This window comes from Janthinobacterium sp. 13, from assembly GCF_002749695.1.
Lineage (GTDB): Bacteria > Pseudomonadota > Gammaproteobacteria > Burkholderiales > Burkholderiaceae_D > Janthinobacterium > Janthinobacterium kumbetense.
The window spans coordinates 1160387-1183936 of the sequence record NZ_PEEQ01000001.1 but is presented as its reverse complement, the minus strand read 5'-3'; the positions used below and the strand labels follow the sequence as shown (position 1 = coordinate 1183936).

Sequence of the window (23550 nt, the reverse complement as noted above, 5' to 3'; positions counted from 1 at the left end):
ACGCAGGCGGAAAATGAGTCCATGCAGTTTTTATTGGGGGCGCTAATTGTCCGCACGTATCCTGATTATTGAAGATAACGCCACCAATATGGAATTGATGGTGTATTTGCTGCGCGCCTTCGGGTACACGCCGCTGGCAGCCTATGACGGCGAAGAGGGCGTGCGCATGGCGCGCAGCGAATTGCCGGACTTGATCATTTGCGACGTGCATTTGCCCAAGCTCGATGGCTACGGCGTGGTGGCGGAGCTGAAGAAAGACCCGCGGCTGCGCGCGATCCCGGCCCTGGCCGTGACGGCGCTGGCCATGGTGGGCGACCGCGAACGCCTGCTCGAGGCGGGTTTCAATGGCTACATCGGCAAGCCGATCGAGCCCGACCTTTTCGTTGCGGAGCTGGAGTCTTTTTTACCCGGGGCGCCGTCGACGCCAGTTAAAAACGACATAGCCACCATCCTGATCGTCGATGATCATGTGCTGAACCGCGAATTCCTGACCGCGCTGCTGGGTTACGGCGGCCACCGCCTGCTGGAAGCGGCGAATGGCGCCGACGCGCTGGAAATCCTGCGCACCGAGCGGCCGGACCTGATCATTTCCGACATCCTCATGCCGAACATGGACGGCTACGAATTCGTCACGCGCGTGCATGCCGATCCCGCGCTGACCGACGTGCCCATCATCTTCTATACGGCCACCTACCGCGAGCAGGAAGCGATCCTGCTGGCGCAGGCCTGCGGCGTGCGCTGGGTGCTGCCCAAGCCGTCCGACCCCGAGGTCATCGTGCGCACCGTCAACGAGGCGCTGGGGCTGATGCCGGCGGCGGCACAGGTGCAGGGGGCGCCGGGCGCCGGCGGCGCGGCGCTTCCCGCCTCGGGCAAGCTGGCCGGCATCGAGCACCAGGTCAGCGGCTATCTCGATGAACTCGAATCGAGCAGCCAGCAGATTTCGCAGCTGGCCAGCCAGCGCGAGGGCCAGGCCGCCATCCCCGAAGACCTGGGCGTCATGACGGAGCGCCTGTCGCGTTCGCTGTCGAGCCTGCAGGCGGTCAGCCTGCGCCTGACGGCCTTGATCGAGCTGGGCATCGAACTGGGCGCCGAACGCGATCCGCGCGCCCTGATCGAGGCGGGCTGCAAGGTGGCGCAGAATATCTGCGTTTCGAAGTACGCCTGCATCGGCGTGCTGGAAGAGGGCGCCGAAAAGCTCAGCTATTTTTCTTCGTGCGGCGCCGAGAAAAACCTCGAGCGCATCGCCAGCGCGCCGCGCACGGGCATCCTGAACCGCTTGCTGGAGCAGCGCCAGCCCTACCGGGTCAATGGCTTGAAGGGCGACCCCGGCGCGCTGGGCCTGCCCGACACGCACCCGCCCGTGCACTCCTTCCTGGGCGTGGCCATCGCCTCGCGTGAACGCAGCCACGGCTGGCTGTACCTGGTCGACAAGCTGGGGGCGACTGAGTTTTCCGAAGTCGACGAGCGGGTCGCCGCCACGGTGGCGGCGCAGATCGCCGTCGCCTACGACAACCTGCTGCTGTACGACGAGATCAAGCGCCATCACGAGCAGCTGACCCTGGACATGGCGGCGCGCATCCGCCTCGATGAAGACTTGCGCCGCTTCCGCCTGGCGATGGACGCCACGGCCGACGCGATTTTCCTCGTCGACCGCGCCGGCATGTGCTTCGTCGACGTCAACCAGACGGCTTGCCGCATGCTCGGTTTCGAGCGCGAGGATTTCCTGCGCGTGGGGCCTGGCCGCGCGCACGAGGGCGAATCCCAGCTGGAAGAGCTGTACAACAAGCTGCTGGCCGGCGACCAGGGCGGGCCGATGACGGAATTGCAGTTGCAGCGCAAGGACGGCTCGCCGCTGTCGGTGGAAGTGCAGCGGCGCACCCTGCGTTCGGGGCAGAGCTGGATCCTGGTGGCCGTGGCGCGCGACATCACCGAGCGCAAGGATGCCGAGCAGCGCCTGATGAAGCTGGCCCATTTCGACACCTTGACGGGTTTGCCGAACCGCAGCCAGTTCTACGTCTCGCTGACCCATTCCCTGGCCCAGGCTGCCGAACACCAGTGGGCCGTGGCCGTGCTGTTCATGGATATCGACCGCTTCAAGAATATCAACGACACCCTGGGCCACACCATCGGCGACGACCTGTTGCGCCAGTTTTCCAGCCGCCTCGTCGATTGCCTGCGCGTGCGCGATACCATCGGCCGCTTTGGCGGCGACGAATTTGCCACCATCCTGGTGCTGCCCGACGGCGCCCAGCATGCCGTGGGCGTGGTCCACAAGGTGCGCGAGGCGATGCGCAAGCCCTTCGATTTGCAGGGCCATGAAGTGACGGTGACGGTCAGCATCGGCATTTCCGTGTACCCCGACGATGGCGTCGATGCGGACACCTTGATTCAATATGCCGACACGGCCATGTACCGCGCCAAGGAGGCGGGCCGCGACGCCTTCCGCTTCTTCACGGCGGAAATGAATGCGCAGTCGATGGCGCGGCTGGACATGGAAAACGCCCTGCGGCGCGCCATCGACAACGAGGAATTCGTGCTGTTCTTCCAGCCCAAGGTGAATATCATCTCGGGGCGCATCAGCGGCGCCGAAGCGCTGATACGCTGGCGCCGTCCCGGCCACGGCATGGTTTCGCCGGCCCTGTTCATCCCCCTGCTGGAAGAAACGGGACTCATCGTGCGCGTCGGTAACTGGGTGCTCGACGAAGCGTGCAAGAAGATCAGCGAGTGGGGCGCCAGCAGCATCGGGCCGGTGCACCTGTCGGTGAACGTCTCGGGCATCCAGTTTTTCGTCGGCGGCCTGGAAGAGGAGGTGCTCAAGGCCATCCGCAAATACGAGATCGCGCCCGAGCTGCTGGAACTGGAGCTGACGGAAAGCTCGCTGATGTCGAACGCCGAGGAAACCATCGCCGTGCTGCGCAACCTGAAGGCGCTGGGCATCCAGATTTCCATCGACGATTTCGGCACCGGCTATTCCAGCCTGGCCTACCTGAAGCGCTTCCCCATCGACAAGCTGAAGATCGACATCGCCTTCGTGCGCGAAGTCACCAGCAATCCGGACGACGCGGCCATCGTGCTGGCCATCATCAGCATGGCGCACAGCATGAAGCTGGAAGTGATCGCCGAAGGCGTGGAAAACGATGCGCAGCTGGCCTATTTGCGGCGCCACGGCTGCGACGAGATGCAGGGGTATTATTTCAGCCGCCCCGTGCCGCACGAGGAATTCGAGCAGATGTTGATGGGCGGCAAGTTGCTGCAGGCGCCTGAGGATGCCGCCGGCGAAGAGCAGCAAACTTTGCTGATCGTCGACGATGATGTCTTCATGCTCGACGTGCTCAGCGACTTCCTGGCGCAGGACGGCTACCGCATCCTCACGGCGCAGACGGCCGCCGAAGGCTTCGACATCCTGGCGCGCCACAAGGTGCAGGTGATCCTGTGCGACCAGTGCATGCCGCTCATGAGCGGCACCGAATTCATGGAGCGGGTCAAGCACCTGTGTCCCGACACTTTCCGCATCATGCTGTCGGCCTTTGCCGACCTGACGCCCATCATGGCGGCCATCAACCGCGGCGCCGTCGACCGCTTCTACACGAAACCGTGGAAAGGCGCCGTGCTGCGCGAGAATATTCGCGAAGGCTTCCGCCTGCACAAGCTGCTGCATGGCCAGGTGAAGGCGGCGGCCTAGGCGCTGGCCACTGCGTGCGCTGGCGCACCTTCCGAGGCAGCTTTCTATCGGATTAGACTCCCGTCTCTAGTTTTGCTCACTAGAATAAAAAGTATCCATGAAGTGGCATGGCCTTTCATATGACGGGAGCTGGCGATGGTGAAGAAATTGAAGGAATTGGCGGAAGACAAGGAATTGGCGAACGCCGTGCGCTCGTCCGCGCAGCAGATCTGGCAAGCGGGCCTGGGCGCCTTCGCCAAGGCGCAGGAAGAGGGTGGACGCGTGTTTTCCCGGCTGGTGAAGGAAGGCACGGAATTCCAGAAGCGCGCCGAAGACAAGGTTTCCGGCGTCAGCGACAGTGTCAGCAAGCTGGCCGATGGCGTGGGCAAGCAGGCCAGCGGCTCCTGGGACAAGCTGGAACAGGTGTTTGAAGAGCGTGTCGCGCGCGCCCTGGCCACCATCGGCGTGCCCACGCAACAGGATATTTCCGCACTGCATGCGCAGATCGAGGCCTTGAGCCGGCAAGTGGCGGCGCTGTCGGCCCAGGCGGCGCCGGCGCCCAAGCCGAAGGCCGCGGCCAAGCCCGCCGTGAAGGCGGCGCCGAAAATTGCACCGAAAACCGCGTCGAAACCGGTCGTCGCCAAGGCCCCGGCCAAGCCGGCAGCCCGGAGCGCGCCGCGCCCCGCGGCCAAGCCGGCGAGCAAAGCGGCGAGCAAGCCGGCGAGCAAGCCGGCGGCGAGACCGGCGGCGAAGAAAAAAGCGCCGGCCGCCTGAGCCGGTGCCGCATCCCTCCAGCCTGCGCGAGCAGGCTTTTTCTTGCCCGGGCTTTTCGCCGGCGCCCGGGGGCGGAGTGTTTCATTACAGCTATCTTAGGTGGTATGCTTGAGGCAGAACACAGAGAGATTGCCCGCCATGCTACAAAAAGCACCACGCCGTACCCGCGAACGCATCCTGGAGTTGTCGCTGCGCCTGTTCAATGAGTTTGGTGAGCCGAATATCACGACGACCGTGATTGCGGAAGAGATGAACATTTCGCCCGGCAACCTGTATTACCACTTCCGTAACAAGGACGACATCGTCAATTCCATCTTCGTCCAGTTCGAGGCGGAAATCGAACGCATCCTGACCGTGCCCGACGGGCGCCGCTCGAATATCGAGGATGTCTGGCTGTATTTGCACCTGATGTTCGAACTGATCTGGCGTTACCGCTTCTTCTATCGCGACCTCAACGATTTGCTGTCGCGCAACCGCAAGCTGGAACTGCACTTCAAGCTGATCCTGGCGCACAAGATCAAGGTGGCCACGCAGCTGTGCGAAGACTTGCGCAGCGAACAGTCGCTGGAAGCGTCGGACATGGAAGTGGCCGCGATGGCGACGAATATGGTCGTCGTCGCCACCTACTGGCTGTCGTACGAATATGTGCGCAACCCGCGCAAGTACAGCGAGCAGCAATCGATGTCCGACGCGCTGGCGCGCGGCTGTTACCAGGTGCTGTCCCTGATCGGGCCGTATTTACGCAATGAAACGCATTTGCTGTTTCGCAAACTGTCGGAAGAGTATGTGACAAAACTCAAGAACGACTGACGCGACTGCTGGCGCCACGTCGTCATTTACAGGAGAGATATATGGCTTGGAAACAATTTCCTTATCCGGACGAAGCATATGTCTACACCCCGCAAACCCTGGAAGCGGCCTGGGCGCGCCTGCATGCGGGCGATGTGGAACCCTTTCCCACGCACCCGGCGCTGGTGCAGGCGTGGCTGGCCTTCCATGCGGGCGACTTCGAGCGGGCCGTGAAACTGGGCCTGGCTGTCGGCGTGCCCGGCTATGCGGTGGCGCACAAGGCGACCTGCATCTATGCCACGCACCTGGAAGTGGATGACAGCCGGAAACTCGACATGTACGAGGAAGTGGCGGAGCGCTGCGAGCGCCAGCAGAGCGAGCAGCCGGACAATCCGGCCGGCTACTACTGGCATGCCTACAGCCTGGGCCGCTATGCGCTGGGCACGTCCGTCGTCAAGGCCCTGGCGCAGGGCATGGGCGCGCGCGTGCGCAATAGCCTGGACCGCACGATGACGGTGGCGCCCATGCATGCGGAAGCGCATATCGCGTTTGGGATTTATCATACGGAAATTATCGACAAGGTCGGCGCCATGATAGGCGGCCTGACCTACGGCGCCAACAAGGAAGATGGCTACCAGCACTTCAAGACGGCGCTGGCCCTGACGCCGTATTCGGCGCTGGCGCACAGCGAATATGCGCGCGCCTTGAATATGCTGGACGGAAAGAAAAAGCTGGCGGAAGCGCTGGCCCTGTATGAAAAGGCGGCCGAGTGCGTGGCACTGGACGCCAAGGAGCGCCTCGAGGTCGAGGCGGCGATCGATGAATTGAAAGGGTAGGGAATACTGTGATCAAGGCTTTATGTGTGTATTGCGGCGCCAACGCGGGCGTCTCGCCGGACTATGCCGTGGCGGCGCGCGAACTGGCGCGCGTGCTGGTGGCGGAAAATATCTCGCTCGTGTATGGCGGCGGCAAGGTGGGACTGATGGGCGTGATCGCCGATGAAGTGCTGCGCCTGGGCGGCGAGGTGACGGGCGTGATTCCCACCCAGCTGGTCGAGCGCGAAGTGGGCCACACGGGCTTGACGCGGCAGTTCATCGTGAAGGACATGCACGAGCGCAAGGCGATGATGGCCAGCCTGTCCGACGCCTTCATCGCCATGCCCGGCGGCTATGGCACCCTGGAAGAGCTGTTCGAGATGCTCACCTGGGCCCAGCTGGGATTGCACGCCAAGCCCATCGGCTTGCTCAATGTCGACCGTTTTTATGACGGCTTGATCGCTTTCGTGCAAAACGGCAAGGAACAGGGCTTCATCCGCCCGCAGCACGCGGCGTTCCTGAACGCCGATGCCGATCCTGCGGCCCTGGTGCAGCGGTTGAAGGATAGTGCGCCGTAAATCTTCTTTGTGAAGTCTCATCCAGAGCCATGCATTGTGAAATGCATGGCTTTTTTATTTCTGTGCGGGAAAATTGATCAAGATCAATTAATTAATTAATATAAATATAGCTAGAATGTTTCCACTAAGGCATGTTTTTTTGAAAATGAAGATGCTTTTTATGCATGAATGTGTTCTACTGCAATTGTTCAAAAGACAGGCATGTCGGACACCCAGCGAGGCGCCTCCCGTTTCCCGCTACGACGCCTAGATATTGCAAGTTGCCACAACCTCGCTACTTCATCATCTTGAAAGGATACTATTGTGAAACCAATGACTCTCTTGCGCGCGACTGCCGTCGCCGCCATTCTCGCCGCCGGCGGCGCCCATGCACAAACCACCGTCATCGGCTTCGATGCGCTGGAGCAACCCGGCATTCTCGGCTCCGTCTTCGACTCCTATTCCGAAGGCGGCTACAATTTCGACAGCAGCTTCCTGGGCCTGTTGAGTTCCGCACATCAAAGCAACTTTGCCTATGCCGGCTCGGCCGGTCTTGGCGCCACCGTGCTGACGACGACAACCTTGAGCCGTACCGATGGCGCCGCTTTCTCGCTGAGCTCGATCCGCCTGGCTGATTTCGTGAGCTTGCCTGGCCCTTACGACGTGACGTTCTTCGGCCATCAGGTGGGCGGCGGCACGGTGACCCAGACCTTCAGCCTCGATGGCAGCCATAACTTCAGCGATTACACGTTCACGGGTTTCAACAACCTGCTGTCGGCAACGTGGCAGGAGGGCGCCTTGCACACCTTCCAGGTCGATAATATCGCCGCCAGCGTGAGCGCCGTGCCGGAACCGGCCACCTACGGCATGATGCTGGGCGGACTGGGCTTGCTGGCCTTCCTGCGCCGCCGCAAGAACGCCGCCTGAGCTTGAACATGCTGCCGGTCCCGCCGGCACATGCGTCAAGAGCCGCCCGTCTTGCCGGGCGGCTACTCTGACCCACGCCAACAATGCCGCCCAATGGATGCCCGGGGCGGCATTGTTATGTGGATGTCATGACCACAGGCGCTGGCCGGACAGGTCGAGCTGGGTCAGGTACAGGCGCACGTCGAATTCGTACTGGTGGTATTGCGGTTCCATATACGTGCACAGCTTGTAGAACGCCTTGTCATGCTGCTTTTCCTTCACGTGCGCCAGTTCGTGCACGGCGATCATGCGCAGGAATTCCAGCGGCACTTCCTTGAACATGGTGGCCACGCGGATTTCATGCTTGGCCTTGAGCTTGCCACCTTGCACGCGCGAGATCGAGGTATGCAAGCCCAGCGCGTGCTGGATCACATGGATCTTGCTGTCGAACGCCACCTTGTTGATGGGCTCGGCATTGCGCAGGAATTCATTCTTCAAGTCCTGCACATACTGGTATAAAGCCTTGTCGTTGCGTACATCGTGCGCGTTCGGATAGCGTTTCAACAGGACGTCGCCCAGCTTGTCTTGCGCGATCAGTTGCTGCACTTGCGCTTGCGTTTGTTCGGAATAGGCGCTCAGGTATTTCAGGGATGGCTGCATGCGGGGAAGGGCGGGGCGTGGCGCGGAGGTGTCGGTAAGGCGAGAATGTACCATACCGCCGCCCCCCGCGCTGCGCCAGCCCTTGCACGGGGCTGCCAGGGCTGCCAGGGCCGCCCCTGCCTGCCTGCATCAGGCCGCGCGCCGCAGGGGCAGCCCGGCCTGCCCCGCTCAGCCCGCTCCGCCTGCTCCGCCCTTGTCGTCCTCGTCCTTGCCGCCTTGCCGGCCAGTGCGGCCCTGCTCGGTGCCGCCGCTGCGCGTGGCCGTGCCGCTGCGGCTTTCATTGGCGCGCTGGGCCGATTGCCGGCTTTCGCCACCCTTGCGGCCGATTTCCGCCATGTGTTCGCGGTTGCGGCTGACGGCTTCGCCGCCTTTCTGTCCGGCCCGGCGCGCTTCTTCCGAGTCGAATTCATGCGCCGTGCCCTTTTGATGGGCTGCCTGGCCGCCCTTGCTGGCGATTTCGCGTTGCTGTTCCTCGTTCATGGCGGCGAAACCGCGCTTGCTCGGGCCTTTGCCGCTGCCCGATTCGCCGGCTTTCTGGCTGCTGCCAGCGCCTTTGCCCTGTTCATTACCTTGATTGCTAGCCATGTCGCTCTCCTTGCTGTCGAGTGGGGTCAAGTGGTCAATTCAAGTGCTCAATGCGCCTGATCGGATTGCCTGCCGGTATCGCGGCTGCGGCCGGCGCCATTGCTGGGGGCCGTGGCGTGCATCTTTTCGATCATTTCACGCTGGCGCTGCGTGGCTTTTTCCGTTTCCTCGGCCGTCTTGCGCACCACTTCGTCAGCGAAGGCCACGGCCGTGCGCCTCGCTTCGGGCAGGTGGTTCTCTGCCGTGCGGTTCATTTCGACATTGGCGTTGGCGACGAGGTTGCCGAGCTGCTGCTGGTACTGCTGCAGCTTGTTGCTGCTCGGCTGCAACTGGGCCGCGGCCAGCGACATGAACTCGCCCGTGTCGCGCGCGCACAGCAGTTGCTGGCTGGCGCTGCTCCATTCCTGCAGCAAGTCTTGCGCCAGCCGCAGATGCAGCTCGCTCAGTTGCTGCGCCGTATCGACCAGCTTGCGCGATAGTTCCGTGGCGAAATTGCACTGGGCCTCCAGGTGGGACTTCAGGGCGGGGCTGAAACTGGGGGAAATACTGTTTGTGAACATGTTCTACCTCAATGAAAAACGGATCCAGGAAACACCCGGTGCACCGGATGCGGCGTATGGTGAAACAAGCAAAGGGATAGACGCCGGATGGCGTGCCAGGTTCCACGCCAGCTGCCCGTTTGGCGGGGGAATGGCGCCTGGAAGACGGAAAAATGCGATGACTTTGTGTTAGATCAAATGAACGTGAATCGGCTTGCCGCCGCCGGCAGCCATGCTGCTTGTGTGGAAAATGCGGGTTGACCGGCCCGGCCGTGCGACAATAGCCGGCTCGCGGCAGCGCAGCCGATGGCCGGCGCGCGTGGCTGAGCCGAGCATAGCCCACTTTTTTTGCTTTATTCCGCGACCATGACGCATCCCGAATACATCCTGACCCTGTCCTGCCTGGACCAGCGCGGCATCGTGCACCGCGTGTCCGGCTTCCTGGCCGAACGCGGCTGCAACATCCTCGATTCCGCCCAGTTCGGCGACCAGGAATCCCAGCTGTTCTTCATGCGCGTGCATTTCGCGCTGGAAGACGGCGCCGTCAGCGACGCCCAGTTGCGCAGCGACTTCGCCGACCTGTCGCAAGCCATGCAGTTGAACGGCCCCTTCCACGGCCAGCTGCACGATGCGCGCGTCAAGCCGCGCGTCATGCTGATGGTGTCGAAGATCGGCCATTGCCTGAACGATTTGCTGTTCCGCTACAAGAGCGGCTTGCTGAACGTGGAAATTCCCGCCATCGTGTCGAACCACATGGAGTTCTACCAGCTGGCGGCCAGCTACAATATTCCGTTCCACCACCTGCCGCTGGCCACCGGCGCGCCGGAAGCGGCCAAGCTGGCGCAGGAAGCGAAGATCATCGACTTGATGGACACGCACAAGATCGACCTGGTGGTACTGGCGCGCTACATGCAGATCCTGTCGCCTAGCCTGTGCCAGGCGCTCGACGGCCGCGCCATCAATATCCACCATTCCTTCCTGCCCAGCTTCAAGGGCGCCAAGCCGTATGCGCAGGCGCATCACCGCGGCGTCAAGCTGATCGGCGCGACGGCCCATTTCGTCACGGGCGACCTGGATGAAGGCCCGATCATCGAGCAGGACGTCGAGCGCGTCGACCATGCGATGGATGCGGAAACCCTGACGGCCATCGGCCGCGACGTCGAGTGCGTGGTGCTGGCGCGCGCCGTGAAATGGTTCGTCGAGCACCGCATCCTGAAAAATGGCGACAAGACCGTGGTTTTCCGCTGATACCGACTTCACTATTTACTTTACCGAGACAGAAACACGATGGCCCTCAAAGCAACAATTTTCAAAGCCGATCTGCAGATCGCCGACATGGACCGCAATTACTACCAGGATCACGCGCTGACCCTGGCGCGCCACCCGTCCGAAACGGACGAGCGCATGATGGTGCGCCTGCTGGCGTTCGCCATCCACGCCGACGAGGCGCTGACGTTTACCAAGGGCCTGTTCGACACGGAAGAGCCCGACCTGTGGCAGAAAGACTTGACGGGCGCCATCCAGCTGTGGATCGAAGTGGGCCAGCCGGACGAAAAGCGCATCCTGAAGGCGTGCGGCCGTTCGGAACAGGTCATCGTCTACAGCTATGGCGCAACCAGCCACATCTGGTGGAAGCAGATCGCGAACAAGCTGGAACGGGCGAAGAACTTGACCGTGATCAACTTGCCATCGGAAGCGGCGCAAGACATGAGCAAGCTGGCGCAGCGCACGATGCAGCTGCAATGCACGATCCAGGATGGCCAGATCTGGCTGACGGACAGCGTCAATACGGTCCTGATCGACCGCGAACCGGTGAAGCCGGCCCGCTGATATAGCCTGTCTGAAACGCAAAAAGCCCGGATCGCTCCGGGCTTTTGTCATTGCGGGGGCTTAATTCGGCGCCGCGCCCAGCCGCTTGATGCTGCTCGAACGCTGCATGCTGCGGCTGATGCGCGGGTCGCCGTAGTAGCTCACTTCGCCCGAGCCGCCGATGCTGATGGTCAAGTCATCCTTGGCCCACACCTGCGCCTCGCCCGAGCCGCCGATGCTCACCTGCACGTCGCGCGCGGCCAGCTTGCCCGCCTGGATATTGCCCGAGCCGCCGATGGAGGCCGTCAGTTGCTCCGTCTTGCCGCTGGCCTTGAAGTTGCCGCTGCCGCCGATGGCGATGGAGACTTGGCGGCTGTCGAGGTCACGCGCGTGGATGGAGCCGGAGCCGCCCACGTCGAAGCGCAGATTCTCGGCGCGCAAGCCCGTGGCCGTGATGTTGCCCGAGCCGCCCACGCTGATGCGTTCCACCTGGCGCGCCTGGATGACGATGTTCAGGCTGCTCTGGCGGAAGTTGGCGTTGCGCTTGGCGGGGCGGATGCGCAAGGTGCCGTTTTCCACCGCCGTCTCGATCAGCGGCAGGATATTGTCGTCGGCCTCGATGGTGATGCTGTCCGTGTTGCCGATACGCAATTCGACCGTGCCCGGCACGTTCAGCGCCACGGCATGGAAACTGCCGACTTCGCGCGTCTGCTTTTGCAGCTTGCCGCTGCCCTGGATGCTGTTGCCGGAAATCCAGTCGAGCGGCGAGGCCAGCGCCGGCGCGGCCGGGAGGGCCAGCGCGCAGGCGGCCAGCAGCAGGACGGTGGCGGCGCGGGCACGGCGTGGGTGGAAAAGTGTCGGTGTCATTCTTGCTCCCTGTTTGGAATTGGTATACTTGCATGGTATGCCAGCCGGCCGCGCCTGCGTAGCGCGCTGCGACAGACTGCGCCAGCAGCGGCATGGAATGCAGGAGGATGCGACAGGATGGCATGAGGTATCATGCCGGTATTGGATATACGACGACCGGTACGCGCCGGTCACACTACTGGAATTACATGCTGATCATCACCATCAAACAGGGCAAGGAAAAGAGCTTGCTGGGCCAATCCTGGATTTACGCGTCCGCGATTGAAAAAGTCGAAGGCAAGCCGCAGGAAAAAATGAAGCCCGGCTCGACGGCCATCGTGCAAAGCTCATCGAAGCAATTCATCGCCCGCGCCGCCTACAATTCGAAGTCGCAGATCCGCGCGCGCATCTGGAGCTTCAAGGAAGACGAACCGGTCGACCACGCGCTGATCAAGCGCCGCGTCAAGGCCGCCATCGAGAAAAAATTATCTGCCATCAAGAAGGCGGGCGAAAACCAGCTGTTGACCCTGATCAAGGGCGAAGACGAGGGCTTGCCCGGCCTGGTGGTGCAGCTGTTCGGCGGCGTGCAAGGCTATCTGATCTGCGAATTCAATGCGGGCGGCGTGGATGCGTGGAAAGTGGCCATCGTGCAATCGCTGATGGCGTCCACGGGGTGCGTCAACGTGTACGAGCGCTGCGACGACCTGATGCGCAAGGGCGAAGGCTTGCCCCTGATCGACGGCGCCCTGGCCGGCGAAGAGCCGCCCGATGAAGTCATGTTGACGGACAACGGCGTGCGTTATGCGCTGGACCTGAAGACGGGTCACAAGAGCAAGTTCCGCTGAGAACGGCTGCTTGACGTGAAAAAACCGGCGCTGGCCGGTTTTTTTTCGTATGCGCGCCGGCAAAACGTCCAAGGTAAGCGATGCAATCGGCCATGGACGTTTTTCAGGCGCGCTACTCCAGCGGCACGCTGCGGTATTTATTGACTTCCAGGGCCGACACGGCCGGTGCATCATTGCCCCACGACGCACGCAGGTACGTGACCACGGCCGCCACTTCCGCATCATCCATGACGGGGCCGAACGGCGGCATGCCGTAGGGGCGCGGGTTGCCTTTTGTTCCGGGCGCGAAGCCGCCGTTGAGCACGAGCCGGATGGCGTTGACGGCCGACGCCGTCGTCAGCGCGCGGTTGCCGGCCAGCGGCGGGTAGCCGGGCGGCACGCCCTTGCCGTCGGCCTGGTGGCAGCTCGCGCATTGCGCCTCATACAGCTTCGCGCCCAGCGCCAGTTGCTGCCGGGCTTGCTCCGACGTGTCGCGCGGCGCCCGTTGTACGGGCTGCGCGGGGCCGGGCAGGCTTTTCAGGTAGACGGCCATCGCTTGCACGTCGGCATTGCTCATGTGCTGCAAGCTTTGCCGCACGACTTCCGCCATGGGGCCGAAGACGGTGGCGCGCGGCGACACGCCCGTTTGCAGCAATTCCACGATGTGCGCCGTGTCCCAGTCGCCCAGGCCCGCTTCCGCATCCGATGTCAGCGACGGCGCATACCAGCCCAGCACGGGGATCAGGCCGCCCGACAGGCCGTCGTCGCTGCCGCCCAGGGTCGTGCGGCTGCTATGGCAGGCGCTGCAGTGGCCCAGGCCCTGCACCAGGTAGGCGCCGCGGTTCCATTCCATGCTTTTGTCCGTCAGCGGCTGGTACACGCCCGGCTTGAAGTACAGGGCGCGCCAGGCGGCCAGCGCGACCTGCTGGTTGTAGGGGAAGCGCAGCGCGTGCGGCTGGTTGGCTTGCCGGTGCGGCGGCACGCTCTGGAAATAGGCGTACAGGGCGTCGCTATCCTCGCGCCGCACCTTGGTGTAGCTGGTGTAGGGAAAGGCCGGATACAGCAGCCGGCCATCCTTCGACTTGCCGTTGTGGATGGCGCGCCAGAAATCGTCGGCCGTCCAGCTGCCGATGCCCGTTTCCCTGTCGGCCGTGATGTTGGGTGAAAGCACCTTGCCGAACGGCGTCTGCAAGGCACGGCCGCCCGCGTAGGGCACGCCGCCGCGCGTCGTGTGGCAAGCCATGCAGTCGCCCGCCTTGGCCAGGTAGGCGCCGCGCGCGACCAGCTGTTCCTGGCTCAGGGTGCTGGCGGCGGCCGGCGGTCCCACGTCGTCCGCCGGCCACAGCAGGAATTTGGCACCGGCTGCGCCGATGGCGACGATGGCGGCCGCGAGCATCCATTTTTTCATGGCGCCACCTGCGCGCTGGAACCGGGCACGCCGCCGCAATGCAGCGGCAAGGGCAGGGCGATGTTTTCCGCGGGACGCGCGTCGGCGCTGGCCACCTGCGTGCCCAGCCAGGCCGAGACGGCGCCCACGTCCGCATCCGACAGGCGCTGCGCCACTTGCGCCATGCAGTCGGGCGCATGGGCGCGGCGGATGCCGTTCTTCCACGCACCGAGCTGGGCGTTGATATAGTCGCGCGGCAAGCCCAGCAAGCCGGGGATGGCGGGTGCCACGCCGGCCAGCTGCTGGCCGTGGCAGGCGATACAGGCGGGAATTTTCTTGCCGGCATCGCCATGCAGCACCAGCTGCTTGCCCCGCGCCAGGGCCGTCGTGCCGGCGCTGCTGGGCTGGGCCGGCGGCGGGGCAGGGTGCTGTGCCGCAAAATAGTCGGCAATTTCGCGCAGGTAATCGTCAGGCAAGTGTTCCACCATATAGTTCATCATCGGATACTGGCGCCGTCCCTCGCGAAAGTTCAGCAGCTGGTTGTACAGGTAGCCGGCCGGCTTGCCCGCGATGCGGGGAAAGAAGGCGTCGTGGCGTTCCTTTTGCGCATGACAGGCCGTGCACGCCTTGATGCGCTGTTCCAGGCTGTCGTGGCTGGCGGAAATGCTGGCGGGCGCGGCCAGCGCCGTGGCGGGCAAGGCAATGGACAGCAACAGCACGAGGGGGGAATGCAGTAGCATGGAGAGTTGCATGGAAAAGTAACCTGTCTCGTCGGTCGATGATGGCGTGCCGGTGTTGCTGCCCGGATGTTGTTACCCTAGCATATAACGGGTGCTGTCACTGTGACAGGATCAGTTGTGCAATAAAACTACGGATCAGTTTGAGGAGCAAGGTTGAAACGATATGAGGAATTGGCGGAAGAAGTCGCCGCCATGATCAGCACGCAGCTGTTGTTGCCTGGTGATAAGTTGCCTTCCGTGCGCCAGCAGCATGCGCGCAGGGGCGTGAGCCCGTCGACGGTGTTCCAGGCCTATTATTTGCTCGAAGCGCGCGGCATGATCGTCTCGCGGCCCCGCTCCGGCTACTACGTGGCGCCGCAGCGCGCCGCGCTGGCCCCCGAGCCGGACAGTTCCCGCCCGCTCGACGCCAGCACCACGGTCGATGTCAGCGACCTCGTGTTCGAAGTGCTGGGCGCCGTGGGCGCGCGCGATATCGTGCCTTTCGGCTCGGCGTTTCCCAGCCCGCATCTGTTTCCGATGGAAAAGTTGGCGCGGGCCGTGTCGGCCAGCATGCGCCGCCTCGACCCGTGGAGTACGGTCACGGATTTATCGCTGGGCAATGCCGAACTGCGCCGCCAGATCGCCCTGCGCTACCAGCTCGACGGGGTGCTCGTTTCCAGCGACGACATCGTCATCACGAATGGCGCGCTGGAAGCGCTGAACCTGTGCCTGCAAGCCGTCACGCGGCCCGGCGACACGGTGCTGATCGAGTCGCCCAGCTTCTATGCGTGTTTGCAGGCGCTGGAGCGGCTGGAACTCAAGGCAGTCGAGATCGCCACCAGCCCCCGCGACGGCGTCGACCTGGCGGCGCTCGATGAATTGCTGCTGCGCCACCAGCCCAAGGCGTGCTGGCTGATGACGAATTTCCAGAATCCCCTGGGCAGCCTGATGTCGCCGGAAAAGAAGCGCGCGCTGGTCGAACTGCTGGCGCGCCATGGCGTGCCGCTGATCGAGGATGACGTGTATGGTGAGTTGTATTTCGGCAAGCAGCGCCCCGGCTTGACGAAAAGCCATGACAGCGCGGGTCTGGTGATGCATTGCAGTTCGTTTTCCAAGACCCTGGCGCCCGGCTTTCGCCTGGGCTGGGCCGTGGCGGGCCGCTATGCGCGCCAGGTCGAGCGCCTGAAGCTGACGACGAGCCTGTCGGCGCCCATTCCGCTGCAGATGGCGCTGGCCGATTACCTGGCGGCAGGCGGCTACGACCGCCATTTGCGCCAGCTGCGCCTGACCCTGGCGGCGCAGCAAAATACCATGCTGCAAGCCATCGCCGTGCATTTTCCGCCCGGCACAAGGGTCACGCGGCCGCAGGGCGGTTATTTCGTCTGGGTGGAGATGCCTGCCGGTATCGACGCGCTGGCCTTGCACCGCAGCGCGCTGGCGGCCGGCATCAGCATCGCGCCCGGCCCCATTTTTTCCGCCACGCGTGCGTTTCGCCACTGCATCCGCCTCAATTACGGCCACCCGTGGAACGCGCAACTGGAAGAAGCCATCGCCACCCTGGGGCGGCTGGCGCTGGCGGCGGCATAGCGGCGAAAAAAAAGTCCCTTGCGGCAGCAAGTGTTCCATTCCAAAAAGAAATATTACTGTTATATTGATGTATCTATAACTAATGATGGGAATCATAATGGATAACACGCAGCCGGAAGTGGGTCGTACACAAGATACGACGATCGCCATTCTGTCCCACGTTGGCGGCCTGTTCACCAGCTGGGTGGCGCCGCTGATCATTTATTTGATCAAGAAAGATGATGCGGATAAATTCTCGGCCGAGAACGCCCGCGAAGCGCTGAATTTCCAGATCACCCTGATCATCTGGTATTTCGCCTGCTTCATCCTGTCGTTCGTGCTGATCGGCCTGTTCCTGTTCTGGATCGTGGCGCTGGCCAACCTGGTGTGCTCGATCGTCGCGGCCGTCAAGGCCAGCAATGGCGTCACTTACCGCTATCCCTTGACCTTGCGCCTCGTCAAATAAGGCTGTGCCGGCCGCCGGGTGTCAGCCCGGGCGGCCGGGCAGCGCGAGGAATGCGGCAAAGCCGGGCGCCACCGCGGTGGTGGCGCCTGTTTCGTGCGACCACAGCACGACCACGGGTTCGCCCGATGGCCCCGTTTGCGCATAATCAAAACAGTAGTAATCGCCCGTGCCGAACTGGGCGAAGGGCAGCAGGCTGCCGGCCTCGTCGCCTGTCCCGGCATTCTCCAGCCATTCCTGCCAGCCTTCGCGGTAATGGCGTGCTATCGACTCCCACGTCTTGCGCGCATTGGCTGCGTCGTAGACGGGAAACACGCTCAAGGCGCCCAGCGCGCGGCCATTGTTCTCCAATAACCATTGCACATGGGATGCGGGCAGCTGCCGCCCCAGCGCCTGTTCGGCGGCGGCGATCGCGTCAAGCGTGGTGCCGATGGACTTACTCTTGCTCATGCTGCAGGAAGGCGCACCGGCTCAGGCGGCGATAGGCGGCGGGGCTGGCGGCGTGCTGGCGCGCGGGGCTTTTTGCGGCGCGACCTTGCCGCCGTCGGCGATCCAGCGGCGGTACACGCGCAGGGCCACTTGCGCATCGTCGGCCGCATACAGGATCTGCTTTTCCGTCAGGCGCGACGTGGCCCAGTTGGTGGTGGAAATCTTTTTCGATTTCTGCAGGTGCAGGCCGAAGAACTTGGCCACGGCCGTCTTCGCGCCCAGGTCGTTGCGCTGGCCGCCGCGCAGGGCGACGGACAGGTCGAGCACCTGGGCCGGGGCGATGCCCAGCTTGTTGCGCAGGCGCTTGACGTCGTCGGACAGGCCGAAGCCCACCTTCAGGGTGGTGGTCGATTCGAGGATGGCCTTGAGTTCGGCCAGGGCCGGCGCCGGCGTGCTGCCCACCTGGAACAGGTAGGCGATGTCGTCGGTGGCCAGCTGGATCAGGTGCGGTCCCGTGGAGGATTCGCCCTTCACAAAGGTCGGCTTCGATTCCGTATCGAAGCCGATGGCGTCCGCTGCCAGCAGGGCGGCCATGGCCGCCTGCGCATCATCGCTGGTGCGTACCAGCTTGACGTGGTCGAGTGCAATGCCTTGATAGGGGGGCAGTGGCGGTGCGGCAGCTGTGTCCATGAAACCGGATCAGCCTTTGCGCGAGAATTTCGCGGTCAGCTGATTCAGTTTTTCCAGGCGCAAACGGTTCGCTTCTTCGGCGGCCGCGGCATCGCGCTCGGCTTTCTTGCGCTCGGCTTCCTTCTTGAAGCGCTGCTGCAATACTTGCGTGGCGTGGTCGCGGTGGGTTTGCGTCACTTCCGCGCCGGCGGTGCCGTCGAGGTCGTAGCGTACCTTGGCTTTTTCCATCACGCGCAGGTAGCGCAGCGAACCCGTGTGGATGCCCAGCGCCGTGCGCATCAGCTTGCGGTCCAGGTCCGGCAGCCGCGCGAGGATCTGCTTGTCGATACCGATCGACAAGGGCAGGCAATCGCGGAATGGCGGGAATTGCTCCTGGAACTGTTTCAGCAGCGCGCGCGCGGTCAGGCCGGCAGGCGCCGGCGTGGTCGCTGCGGCCGGTGCCGCCGCTGGGGCTGCATCGACTGGCGTGTCAGGAGTGGTGGCTTGCTGGTCTGGCGTGGAGCTGGTCATCGACATCATTGGTTGGGCTATAAAAGGGGAGCATAGCACGCGCCACAGGCAAGTGCATTGTCTTTTTTGGCAACTTGACCTGCGATAAGCGGGTTCGCACTACAGCCGGCACAGCGCGAAATACGGGAAATGTGTATAATGTCGGCTTGCGCTGATGACTGGACCCTGTTTTTGAAGGTCTGGCTCAGGTGTGCAGGGGATAGGAGCAGTGCGGCGCAGGGCCACCATTATTGATATTTTTGATATCGGTTATTCCACTTATCAATTATTCAGATAACGGGCCTTCGTGCATAATCTTGCTCTCCGCTGTGTCTTCACTGAACAACAATAGATTCAAGCCCGTTCTGGTACGGGCTTTTTTTCATTCCGCAATGTACATCGCTTATTTATCTGACCCGGCTTCGGCCCCGCGCTCCTCATGCCGGATGCGCGGGCTATGAACGTCACGATAGACAGGCGCCGCTGCCCTTGACGGCAGCCGCAACAATACGCTCCATCGAGTCCGGTTTCGCAGGCTTAGGTGGAATCATTCACTTCGCGCCGACACCATCTGGTCTCGCATTAAGAGATATCTCATGAAGAATACGCCAAAAACTTTAACGTTGTCCGCCAAGGCGCCACGCCCAGCCGCGGCGCCGCTTGCCGTACCCAAAACGACTTTATCTTACTTCATCGATAATGCGCAAGCGAATCCGGAAGCCACCGTCACGACGGCGCCGACCGTCGTCACCGTGGTGAAGAAAAGCCGCTCGCGCCTGGCTGCCGTGCCGCCGGCCGAAACGGTAGCGGAAGCAGCGGTTGCCGCGCCCGTGGCCGACGCCGCCGACGCCGTGGAAGCGGCGCCCGTCAAGACGCCGAGCGTCAAGGTGGCGCCTAGCGCCAAGGCGGCGCCTGCGCCGCGCAAGGTCAGCGAAAGCGCCGCCACGAACAAGGTGGTGACGGCAGCCCGTTCGAAAGTCGTGCGCGCCAAGCCTGAAGCGGCGCCCGTGACCATCATCACCGGCGCGCAAGTGGTCAGCAAGACCACGGACGCCGATGCGCTGGCCGCCATCGATACCTCGAATTACTTCTTGCCGACCGTCAAGGTACCTGGCCGCCGTGGCCGCAAACCGAGCGAATTCACGCCGGAAAACGACGAAGTGGCAGCACTGAACGCCGTCGAGCGCGCCGAACTGAAGGCCGTCTCGAAAGCGCGCGACCGCAAGGCCAAGGGCGGCCTGGCCGATGCGCTGGGCGATCCGGAAGCATCGGCAGCGGACCTGGAACGCCGCCGCAAGCAGATCACGGGCTTGATCAACATGGGTAAGGAACGCGGTTTCCTCACCTATGCCGAGATCAATGACCAATTGCCGGAAAACATCATCGATCCGGAAGCGATCGAAGGCATCATCGCCACCTTCAACGACATGGGCATCGCCGTCTACGAGCGCGCCCCTGACGCGGAAAGTCTGTTGTTGACCGACAACGTCGCCACCGTCACCAGCGACGATGAAGTGGAAGCGGCTGCCGCGACCGCCCTGTCGACGGTCGATTCCGACTTCGGCCGCACCACCGACCCCGTGCGCATGTACATGCGTGAAATGGGCGCCGTGGCGCTGCTGACGCGTGAAGGCGAGATCGAGATCGCCAAGCGCATCGAAGGCGGCTTGAAGGACATGATCCAGGCGATTTCCGCCTGCCCGACCACCATCGGCGAAATCGTTGCGCTGTCGCAAAAAATCGCGCGCGACGAAATCAAGGTCGATGAAGTGGTCGACGGTTTCGTCGATTTGAACGAAAGCAATGCCCCGGCGCCTGCCGCTGCCGCTGCGCCCGCCGCCGCCAGCGGTGACGACGAGGAAGAGGAAGAAGAAGCCGAGGAAGAAGACGGCGACGCCAATGGCGGCGCGGCCGGTTTCTCCAGCGAGCAATTGGCCCAGCTGAAAAAGAATGCGTTGGAGAAATTCAACGTCATTTCGACGCAGTACGACAAGATGCGCAAGGCGCCCGAGGGTTACAACTCGAAAGCCTACGTCAAGGCGCAGGAAGCCATTTCGCAGGAATTGCTGGGCATCCGCTTCACGGCCAAGGTCGTCGAAAAGCTGTGCGACACCCTGCGCGGCCAGATGGAAGAAGTGCGCCACATCGAGCGCGCCGTGCTGGAACTGTGCGTGAACAAATGCGGCATGCCGCGCGCCCACTTCATCAAGGTGTTCCCGGGCAATGAATGCGACCTGGAATGGGTCGACCGCGAAGTCGACTGCAAGTATCCGTACAGCGCCATCCTCAGCCGCAACGTGCCTGCCGTCAAGGAACTGCAAAAGAAGATGATCGACCTGCAAGCCCGCGTGGCCCTGCCGCTGGCAGACTTGCGCAAGATCAACAAGCAGATGGCTGCCGGCGAAAAGCGCGCCCGTCACGCGAAACGCGAAATGACGGTCGCCAACTTGCGCCTGGTCATTTCGATCGCCAAGAAATACATCAACCGCGGCTTGCAATTCCTCGACCTGATCCAGGAAGGCAACATCGGCTTGCTGAAGGCTGTCGATAAATTCGAATACCGCCGCGGCTACAAGTTCTCGACCTACGCCACCTGGTGGATCCGCCAGGCCATCACGCGTTCGATCGCCGACATGGCCCGCACCATCCGCGTGCCGGTGCACATGATCGAAACGATCAACAAGATGAACCGCATCTCGCGCCAGATCATGCAGGAAACGGGCAGCGAGCCGGACCTGGCGACCCTGGCCGTCAAGATGGAAATGCCGGAAAACAAGGTGCGCGAGATCATGAAGATCGCGAAAGAGCCGATTTCCATGGAAACGCCGATGGGCGAAGATGGCGATTCGCAACTGGGCGACTTCATCGAAGACAACACGACCCTGGCGCCGCTGGACGCCGCGCTGCACGCGTCGATGCGCAACGTGATCAAGGAAGTGCTGGACTCCCTGACGCCGCGCGAAGCGAAAGTGCTGCGCATGCGTTACGGCGTGGAAATGTCGAACGACCACACGCTGGAAGAAGTGGGCAAGCAGTTCGACGTGACGCGCGAGCGCATCCGCCAGATCGAAGCGAAAGCCATGAGCAAGCTGCGCCAGCCTTCGCGTTCGGACAAGCTGAAAACCTTCTTGACGCAAAATTAAGTAGTCAGCAGGCAATAAAAAAGAGGCGCAAGCCTCTTTTTTTTCGCCCTGGAATTGTCCTAGGCTTCGACGGCCTGGCTTTTGGCGATCGGCAGGCGGATGGCCAGCGCCGTGCCCTGGCCCTCCTGGCTGTCGATGCGCAGTTCGCCGCCCAGCGCATGGACACGTTCGCGGATGCTCTTCAGGCCGAAGGCGGCCTTCTTGCCGTGGGCGTCCGGCTGCATGCCGATGCCGTTGTCGCTGATGCGCAGCACGATGGCATCCGTATCTTGCGCCAGCGCCACTTCCACTTCGCTGGCCTGGGCGTGGCGCACGATGTTCGACAGCGATTCCTGCAGCACGCGGAAGATGGCCGACGTCTGGCGCTGGTCCAGGCCCAGGTCGGGCGCCTCGCTGTCGAGCGAGAGCTGGTAGCGGATGGCGCCGCGGCTTTCCATCTGGCGTATCAGCCATTCGGCTGCCGGGCCCAGGCCCAGTTCCAGGGTGCTGGGATGCAAGTCATTGATGATGATGCGCACCGAGCGGATGGTGGCGTCGATGGTGTCGAGCACGCGCTGGGCGTGGCGGTGCAGGCGCGGGTGGGTCCTGGCAGTGCGCGCGTGCAGCAGCGACACGTCGATGCGCAGCACCATCAGGTTCTGGCCCAGGTCGTCATGAATGTCGAGCGCGATGCGGCGCCTTTCCTCTTCCTTGATGGTCTGCTGGTGGTCGGTCAGTTCGCGCAGCTGGGCCAGGGTGCGCTGCAGGTTATCCTCGTTGCGCTTGCTTTCCGTGATGTCGATGCCCATGGCGATGATCATCTGCGGCCGGCCTTGCGCATCGAAGATGGGTTTTTTATGCGTCTGCAGCAGGCGGTTTTCCTGCAGCCGCGCATTCCACACGAGTTCTTCGCGGATCACCACCTGGCGGCTGGCAAACGCTTCCTGGTCCGCCGCGTGGAATGCCTGGGTCTGGTCCGAGGGAAAGTGCTGCACGTCGCGTCCCTCGGCGATATCCTGGAACAGCACGCCCCATTGCTGCTCGCAAGCCTGGTTCATCAGCAGCATGCGCGAATCGGCGTCTTTCAGGAACAGCGACAGGGGCATCATGGAAATGATGTCCTGCAGCCGCTCTTCGCTGCGCGCCAGGGCCGCTTCCGTTTGCGCGCGCATGGCGATTTCCGCGGACAGCTGGAGATTGACGTCGAGCAGCTGGGCCGTGCGCAGGGCCACGCGGCTTTCCAGCTCCGCATGGGCGACGGTCAGCGCGTGTTCGGCCCGCTTGTGTTCCGTGATGTCGCTGGCCATGACCAGCGCTCCCGTCAGGGTGCCGCGCTGGTCGTACAGGCGGCGTCCGCTGAGCATGGCCCAGCGTTCCGAGCCGTCGCCATGCTGGTAATGCAGTTCTCCCATGCAACTATCCGTCGCCGTCTGGCGCAGCGGACACAGGCGCAGCAAGGTGGCTTCGTCGTGGAATTCGTCCATCGAGTGGTCCAGCAGCTGTTCCGCGGGGACGCCCAGCATGTCGCACAGGCGCTGGTTGACGTGCAGGATGCGGCCGTGCGCATCCGTTTGCCACATGCCGTCCTGCGCCGTTTCGCTCAGGTGTTGGTAGCGCATCAGGCTATCGTCGAGCTGCGCGCGCGTCAGGGCCAGGTGGCTGCGCAGCTTGCGCATCAGCCAGAGGACGGCGACGGCGGCGGCCAGCAGCAGCAGGGCCAGCCAGACATGCTGCCAGAAATCGAGTTCTTGCCAGGCCGCGCCGGCGAACCAGCCCAGCATGATCAGGATGAGGGCGCCGCAAGCGCCACTCAGGGTTTCAATCGACCATTTGCTCATCCGCGTCCCTGGCGTCGTGGTTGGCCGCTGCCGTGCGCCTGGCGCCGGAGAGGGGAAGGTATCCGACGCTAGTGTAATACCA

The 23550-nt window shown here is 63.0% G+C and carries 22 protein-coding genes; 12 read left to right on the top strand and 10 right to left on the bottom strand.

Annotated elements, in window-relative coordinates; all coding sequences use genetic code 11:
- Positions 1-46: 46 nt before the first annotated feature.
- The 6 genes from CLU94_RS05035 (at position 47) to CLU94_RS05010 (ending at position 7523) form a co-directional block, all read left to right on the top strand.
- Positions 47-3682, top strand: coding sequence for an EAL domain-containing protein (locus tag CLU94_RS05035; protein WP_099664836.1), 3636 nt, complete (start codon positions 47-49; stop codon positions 3680-3682).
- A gap of 135 nt (positions 3683-3817) precedes the next feature.
- Positions 3818-4435, top strand: a complete 618-nt coding sequence (locus tag CLU94_RS05030; RefSeq protein WP_099664835.1) for a phasin family protein — start codon at positions 3818-3820, stop codon at positions 4433-4435.
- 138 nt (positions 4436-4573) lie between these two features.
- Positions 4574-5245 carry a TetR/AcrR family transcriptional regulator gene (locus CLU94_RS05025; RefSeq protein ID WP_034758777.1) on the top strand — a complete coding sequence of 224 codons (672 nt, stop codon included), beginning with the start codon at positions 4574-4576 and terminating at the stop codon, positions 5243-5245.
- 41 nt (positions 5246-5286) lie between these two features.
- The gene (locus CLU94_RS05020) at positions 5287-6060 is read left to right on the top strand and encodes a hypothetical protein (RefSeq protein WP_099664834.1); all 774 of its coding nucleotides are present in this window, start codon (positions 5287-5289) and stop codon (positions 6058-6060) included.
- Positions 6061-6071: 11 nt separating this feature from the next.
- Complete coding sequence (locus CLU94_RS05015; protein WP_180278808.1) at positions 6072-6617, top strand: TIGR00730 family Rossman fold protein; 546 nt, start codon at positions 6072-6074, stop codon at positions 6615-6617.
- A 312-nt stretch (positions 6618-6929) separates the two neighbouring features.
- A complete protein-coding gene (locus CLU94_RS05010; protein ID WP_099664832.1) occupies positions 6930-7523 on the top strand; it encodes a PEP-CTERM sorting domain-containing protein in 594 nt (197 codons plus the stop codon).
- A 126-nt stretch (positions 7524-7649) separates the two neighbouring features.
- Here the strand turns inward: CLU94_RS05010 and CLU94_RS05005 are convergent, their stop codons facing one another.
- The 3 genes from CLU94_RS05005 to CLU94_RS04995 all read right to left on the bottom strand — a co-directional run bounded on the left by CLU94_RS05005 (position 7650) and on the right by CLU94_RS04995 (position 9307).
- Complete coding sequence (locus CLU94_RS05005; protein ID WP_034758768.1) at positions 7650-8162, bottom strand: YgjP-like metallopeptidase domain-containing protein; 513 nt, start codon at positions 8160-8162, stop codon at positions 7650-7652.
- A gap of 168 nt (positions 8163-8330) precedes the next feature.
- Positions 8331-8747 carry a KGG domain-containing protein gene (locus CLU94_RS05000; RefSeq protein WP_099664831.1) on the bottom strand — a complete coding sequence of 139 codons (417 nt, stop codon included), beginning with the start codon at positions 8745-8747 and terminating at the stop codon, positions 8331-8333.
- Between the two features lie 47 nt (positions 8748-8794).
- Positions 8795-9307, bottom strand: coding sequence for a phasin family protein (locus CLU94_RS04995; protein ID WP_099664830.1), 513 nt, complete (start codon positions 9305-9307; stop codon positions 8795-8797).
- Between the two features lie 345 nt (positions 9308-9652).
- On the opposite strand from CLU94_RS04995, the gene purU reads away from it, so the two are divergent.
- Complete coding sequence (purU, locus tag CLU94_RS04990; RefSeq protein ID WP_099664829.1) at positions 9653-10534, top strand: formyltetrahydrofolate deformylase; 882 nt, start codon at positions 9653-9655, stop codon at positions 10532-10534.
- 39 nt (positions 10535-10573) lie between these two features.
- Positions 10574-11116 carry a YaeQ family protein gene (locus tag CLU94_RS04985; RefSeq protein ID WP_070291303.1) on the top strand — a complete coding sequence of 181 codons (543 nt, stop codon included), beginning with the start codon at positions 10574-10576 and terminating at the stop codon, positions 11114-11116.
- Positions 11117-11176: 60 nt separating this feature from the next.
- Here the strand turns inward: CLU94_RS04985 and CLU94_RS04980 are convergent, their stop codons facing one another.
- A complete protein-coding gene (locus tag CLU94_RS04980; RefSeq protein WP_099664828.1) occupies positions 11177-11962 on the bottom strand; it encodes a head GIN domain-containing protein in 786 nt (261 codons plus the stop codon).
- A gap of 188 nt (positions 11963-12150) precedes the next feature.
- Between CLU94_RS04980 and CLU94_RS04975 the strand changes: the two genes are divergently transcribed.
- Complete coding sequence (locus CLU94_RS04975; RefSeq protein WP_077409040.1) at positions 12151-12786, top strand: SAM-dependent methyltransferase; 636 nt, start codon at positions 12151-12153, stop codon at positions 12784-12786.
- A 112-nt stretch (positions 12787-12898) separates the two neighbouring features.
- On the opposite strand, the gene CLU94_RS04970 is transcribed toward CLU94_RS04975, so the two are convergent.
- Together CLU94_RS04970 and CLU94_RS04965 are read right to left on the bottom strand one after the other, a co-directional pair.
- Complete coding sequence (locus tag CLU94_RS04970; protein WP_099664827.1) at positions 12899-14173, bottom strand: cytochrome c; 1275 nt, start codon at positions 14171-14173, stop codon at positions 12899-12901.
- A complete protein-coding gene (locus tag CLU94_RS04965) occupies positions 14170-14892 on the bottom strand; it encodes a c-type cytochrome (RefSeq protein WP_180278595.1) in 723 nt (240 codons plus the stop codon). The genes CLU94_RS04970 and CLU94_RS04965 overlap by 4 nt, the downstream gene beginning before the upstream one ends.
- Before the next feature lie 153 nt (positions 14893-15045).
- Between CLU94_RS04965 and CLU94_RS04960 the strand changes: the two genes are divergently transcribed.
- Together CLU94_RS04960 and CLU94_RS04955 are read left to right on the top strand one after the other, a co-directional pair.
- Entirely contained in the window at positions 15046-16458 is a 1413-nt protein-coding gene (locus tag CLU94_RS04960; protein ID WP_099664825.1) for an aminotransferase-like domain-containing protein, read from the top strand.
- A gap of 97 nt (positions 16459-16555) precedes the next feature.
- A complete protein-coding gene (locus tag CLU94_RS04955) occupies positions 16556-16903 on the top strand; it encodes a DUF4870 domain-containing protein (RefSeq protein ID WP_034786172.1) in 348 nt (115 codons plus the stop codon).
- A gap of 21 nt (positions 16904-16924) precedes the next feature.
- On the opposite strand, the gene CLU94_RS04950 is transcribed toward CLU94_RS04955, so the two are convergent.
- From CLU94_RS04950 to CLU94_RS04940, 3 genes are read right to left on the bottom strand one after another with little or no spacing between them, the layout of a single operon-like run.
- On the bottom strand, positions 16925-17350 hold the full coding sequence (locus tag CLU94_RS04950; RefSeq protein WP_099664824.1) for an SMI1/KNR4 family protein: 426 nt from the start codon (positions 17348-17350) through the stop codon (positions 16925-16927).
- Positions 17351-17371: 21 nt separating this feature from the next.
- A complete protein-coding gene (locus CLU94_RS04945) occupies positions 17372-18019 on the bottom strand; it encodes a 3'-5' exonuclease (protein ID WP_077401767.1) in 648 nt (215 codons plus the stop codon).
- 9 nt (positions 18020-18028) lie between these two features.
- Positions 18029-18538 (bottom strand): ProQ/FINO family protein, encoded by a 510-nt coding sequence (locus CLU94_RS04940; RefSeq protein WP_034758713.1) that lies wholly within the window; start codon positions 18536-18538, stop codon positions 18029-18031.
- A gap of 566 nt (positions 18539-19104) precedes the next feature.
- Here CLU94_RS04940 and rpoD point away from each other — a divergent pair.
- Positions 19105-21651, top strand: coding sequence for an RNA polymerase sigma factor RpoD (gene rpoD, locus CLU94_RS04935; protein ID WP_099664823.1), 2547 nt, complete (start codon positions 19105-19107; stop codon positions 21649-21651).
- 59 nt (positions 21652-21710) lie between these two features.
- On the opposite strand, the gene CLU94_RS04930 is transcribed toward rpoD, so the two are convergent.
- The gene (locus CLU94_RS04930) at positions 21711-23468 is read right to left on the bottom strand and encodes a PAS domain-containing sensor histidine kinase (protein WP_099664822.1); all 1758 of its coding nucleotides are present in this window, start codon (positions 23466-23468) and stop codon (positions 21711-21713) included.
- Positions 23469-23550 lie beyond the last annotated feature (82 nt).

Coding starts and splice junctions, on each gene's coding strand:
- CLU94_RS05030 (WP_099664835.1), top strand. CDS start 3,818: ATGGTGAAGAAATTGAAGGAATTGGCGGAAGACAAGGAATTGGCGAAC.
- CLU94_RS05025 (WP_034758777.1), top strand. CDS start 4,574: ATGCTACAAAAAGCACCACGCCGTACCCGCGAACGCATCCTGGAGTTG.
- CLU94_RS05020 (WP_099664834.1), top strand. CDS start 5,287: ATGGCTTGGAAACAATTTCCTTATCCGGACGAAGCATATGTCTACACC.
- CLU94_RS05010 (WP_099664832.1), top strand. CDS start 6,930: ATGACTCTCTTGCGCGCGACTGCCGTCGCCGCCATTCTCGCCGCCGGC.
- CLU94_RS05005 (WP_034758768.1), bottom strand. CDS start 8,162: ATGCAGCCATCCCTGAAATACCTGAGCGCCTATTCCGAACAAACGCAA.
- CLU94_RS05000 (WP_099664831.1), bottom strand. CDS start 8,747: ATGGCTAGCAATCAAGGTAATGAACAGGGCAAAGGCGCTGGCAGCAGC.
- CLU94_RS04995 (WP_099664830.1), bottom strand. CDS start 9,307: ATGTTCACAAACAGTATTTCCCCCAGTTTCAGCCCCGCCCTGAAGTCC.
- purU (WP_099664829.1), top strand. CDS start 9,653: ATGACGCATCCCGAATACATCCTGACCCTGTCCTGCCTGGACCAGCGC.
- CLU94_RS04985 (WP_070291303.1), top strand. CDS start 10,574: ATGGCCCTCAAAGCAACAATTTTCAAAGCCGATCTGCAGATCGCCGAC.
- CLU94_RS04980 (WP_099664828.1), bottom strand. CDS start 11,962: ATGACACCGACACTTTTCCACCCACGCCGTGCCCGCGCCGCCACCGTC.
- CLU94_RS04975 (WP_077409040.1), top strand. CDS start 12,151: ATGCTGATCATCACCATCAAACAGGGCAAGGAAAAGAGCTTGCTGGGC.
- CLU94_RS04970 (WP_099664827.1), bottom strand. CDS start 14,173: ATGAAAAAATGGATGCTCGCGGCCGCCATCGTCGCCATCGGCGCAGCC.
- CLU94_RS04965 (WP_180278595.1), bottom strand. CDS start 14,892: ATGCTACTGCATTCCCCCCTCGTGCTGTTGCTGTCCATTGCCTTGCCC.
- CLU94_RS04955 (WP_034786172.1), top strand. CDS start 16,556: ATGGATAACACGCAGCCGGAAGTGGGTCGTACACAAGATACGACGATC.
- CLU94_RS04950 (WP_099664824.1), bottom strand. CDS start 17,350: ATGAGCAAGAGTAAGTCCATCGGCACCACGCTTGACGCGATCGCCGCC.
- CLU94_RS04945 (WP_077401767.1), bottom strand. CDS start 18,019: ATGGACACAGCTGCCGCACCGCCACTGCCCCCCTATCAAGGCATTGCA.
- CLU94_RS04940 (WP_034758713.1), bottom strand. CDS start 18,538: ATGATGTCGATGACCAGCTCCACGCCAGACCAGCAAGCCACCACTCCT.
- rpoD (WP_099664823.1), top strand. CDS start 19,105: ATGAAGAATACGCCAAAAACTTTAACGTTGTCCGCCAAGGCGCCACGC.
- CLU94_RS04930 (WP_099664822.1), bottom strand. CDS start 23,468: ATGAGCAAATGGTCGATTGAAACCCTGAGTGGCGCTTGCGGCGCCCTC.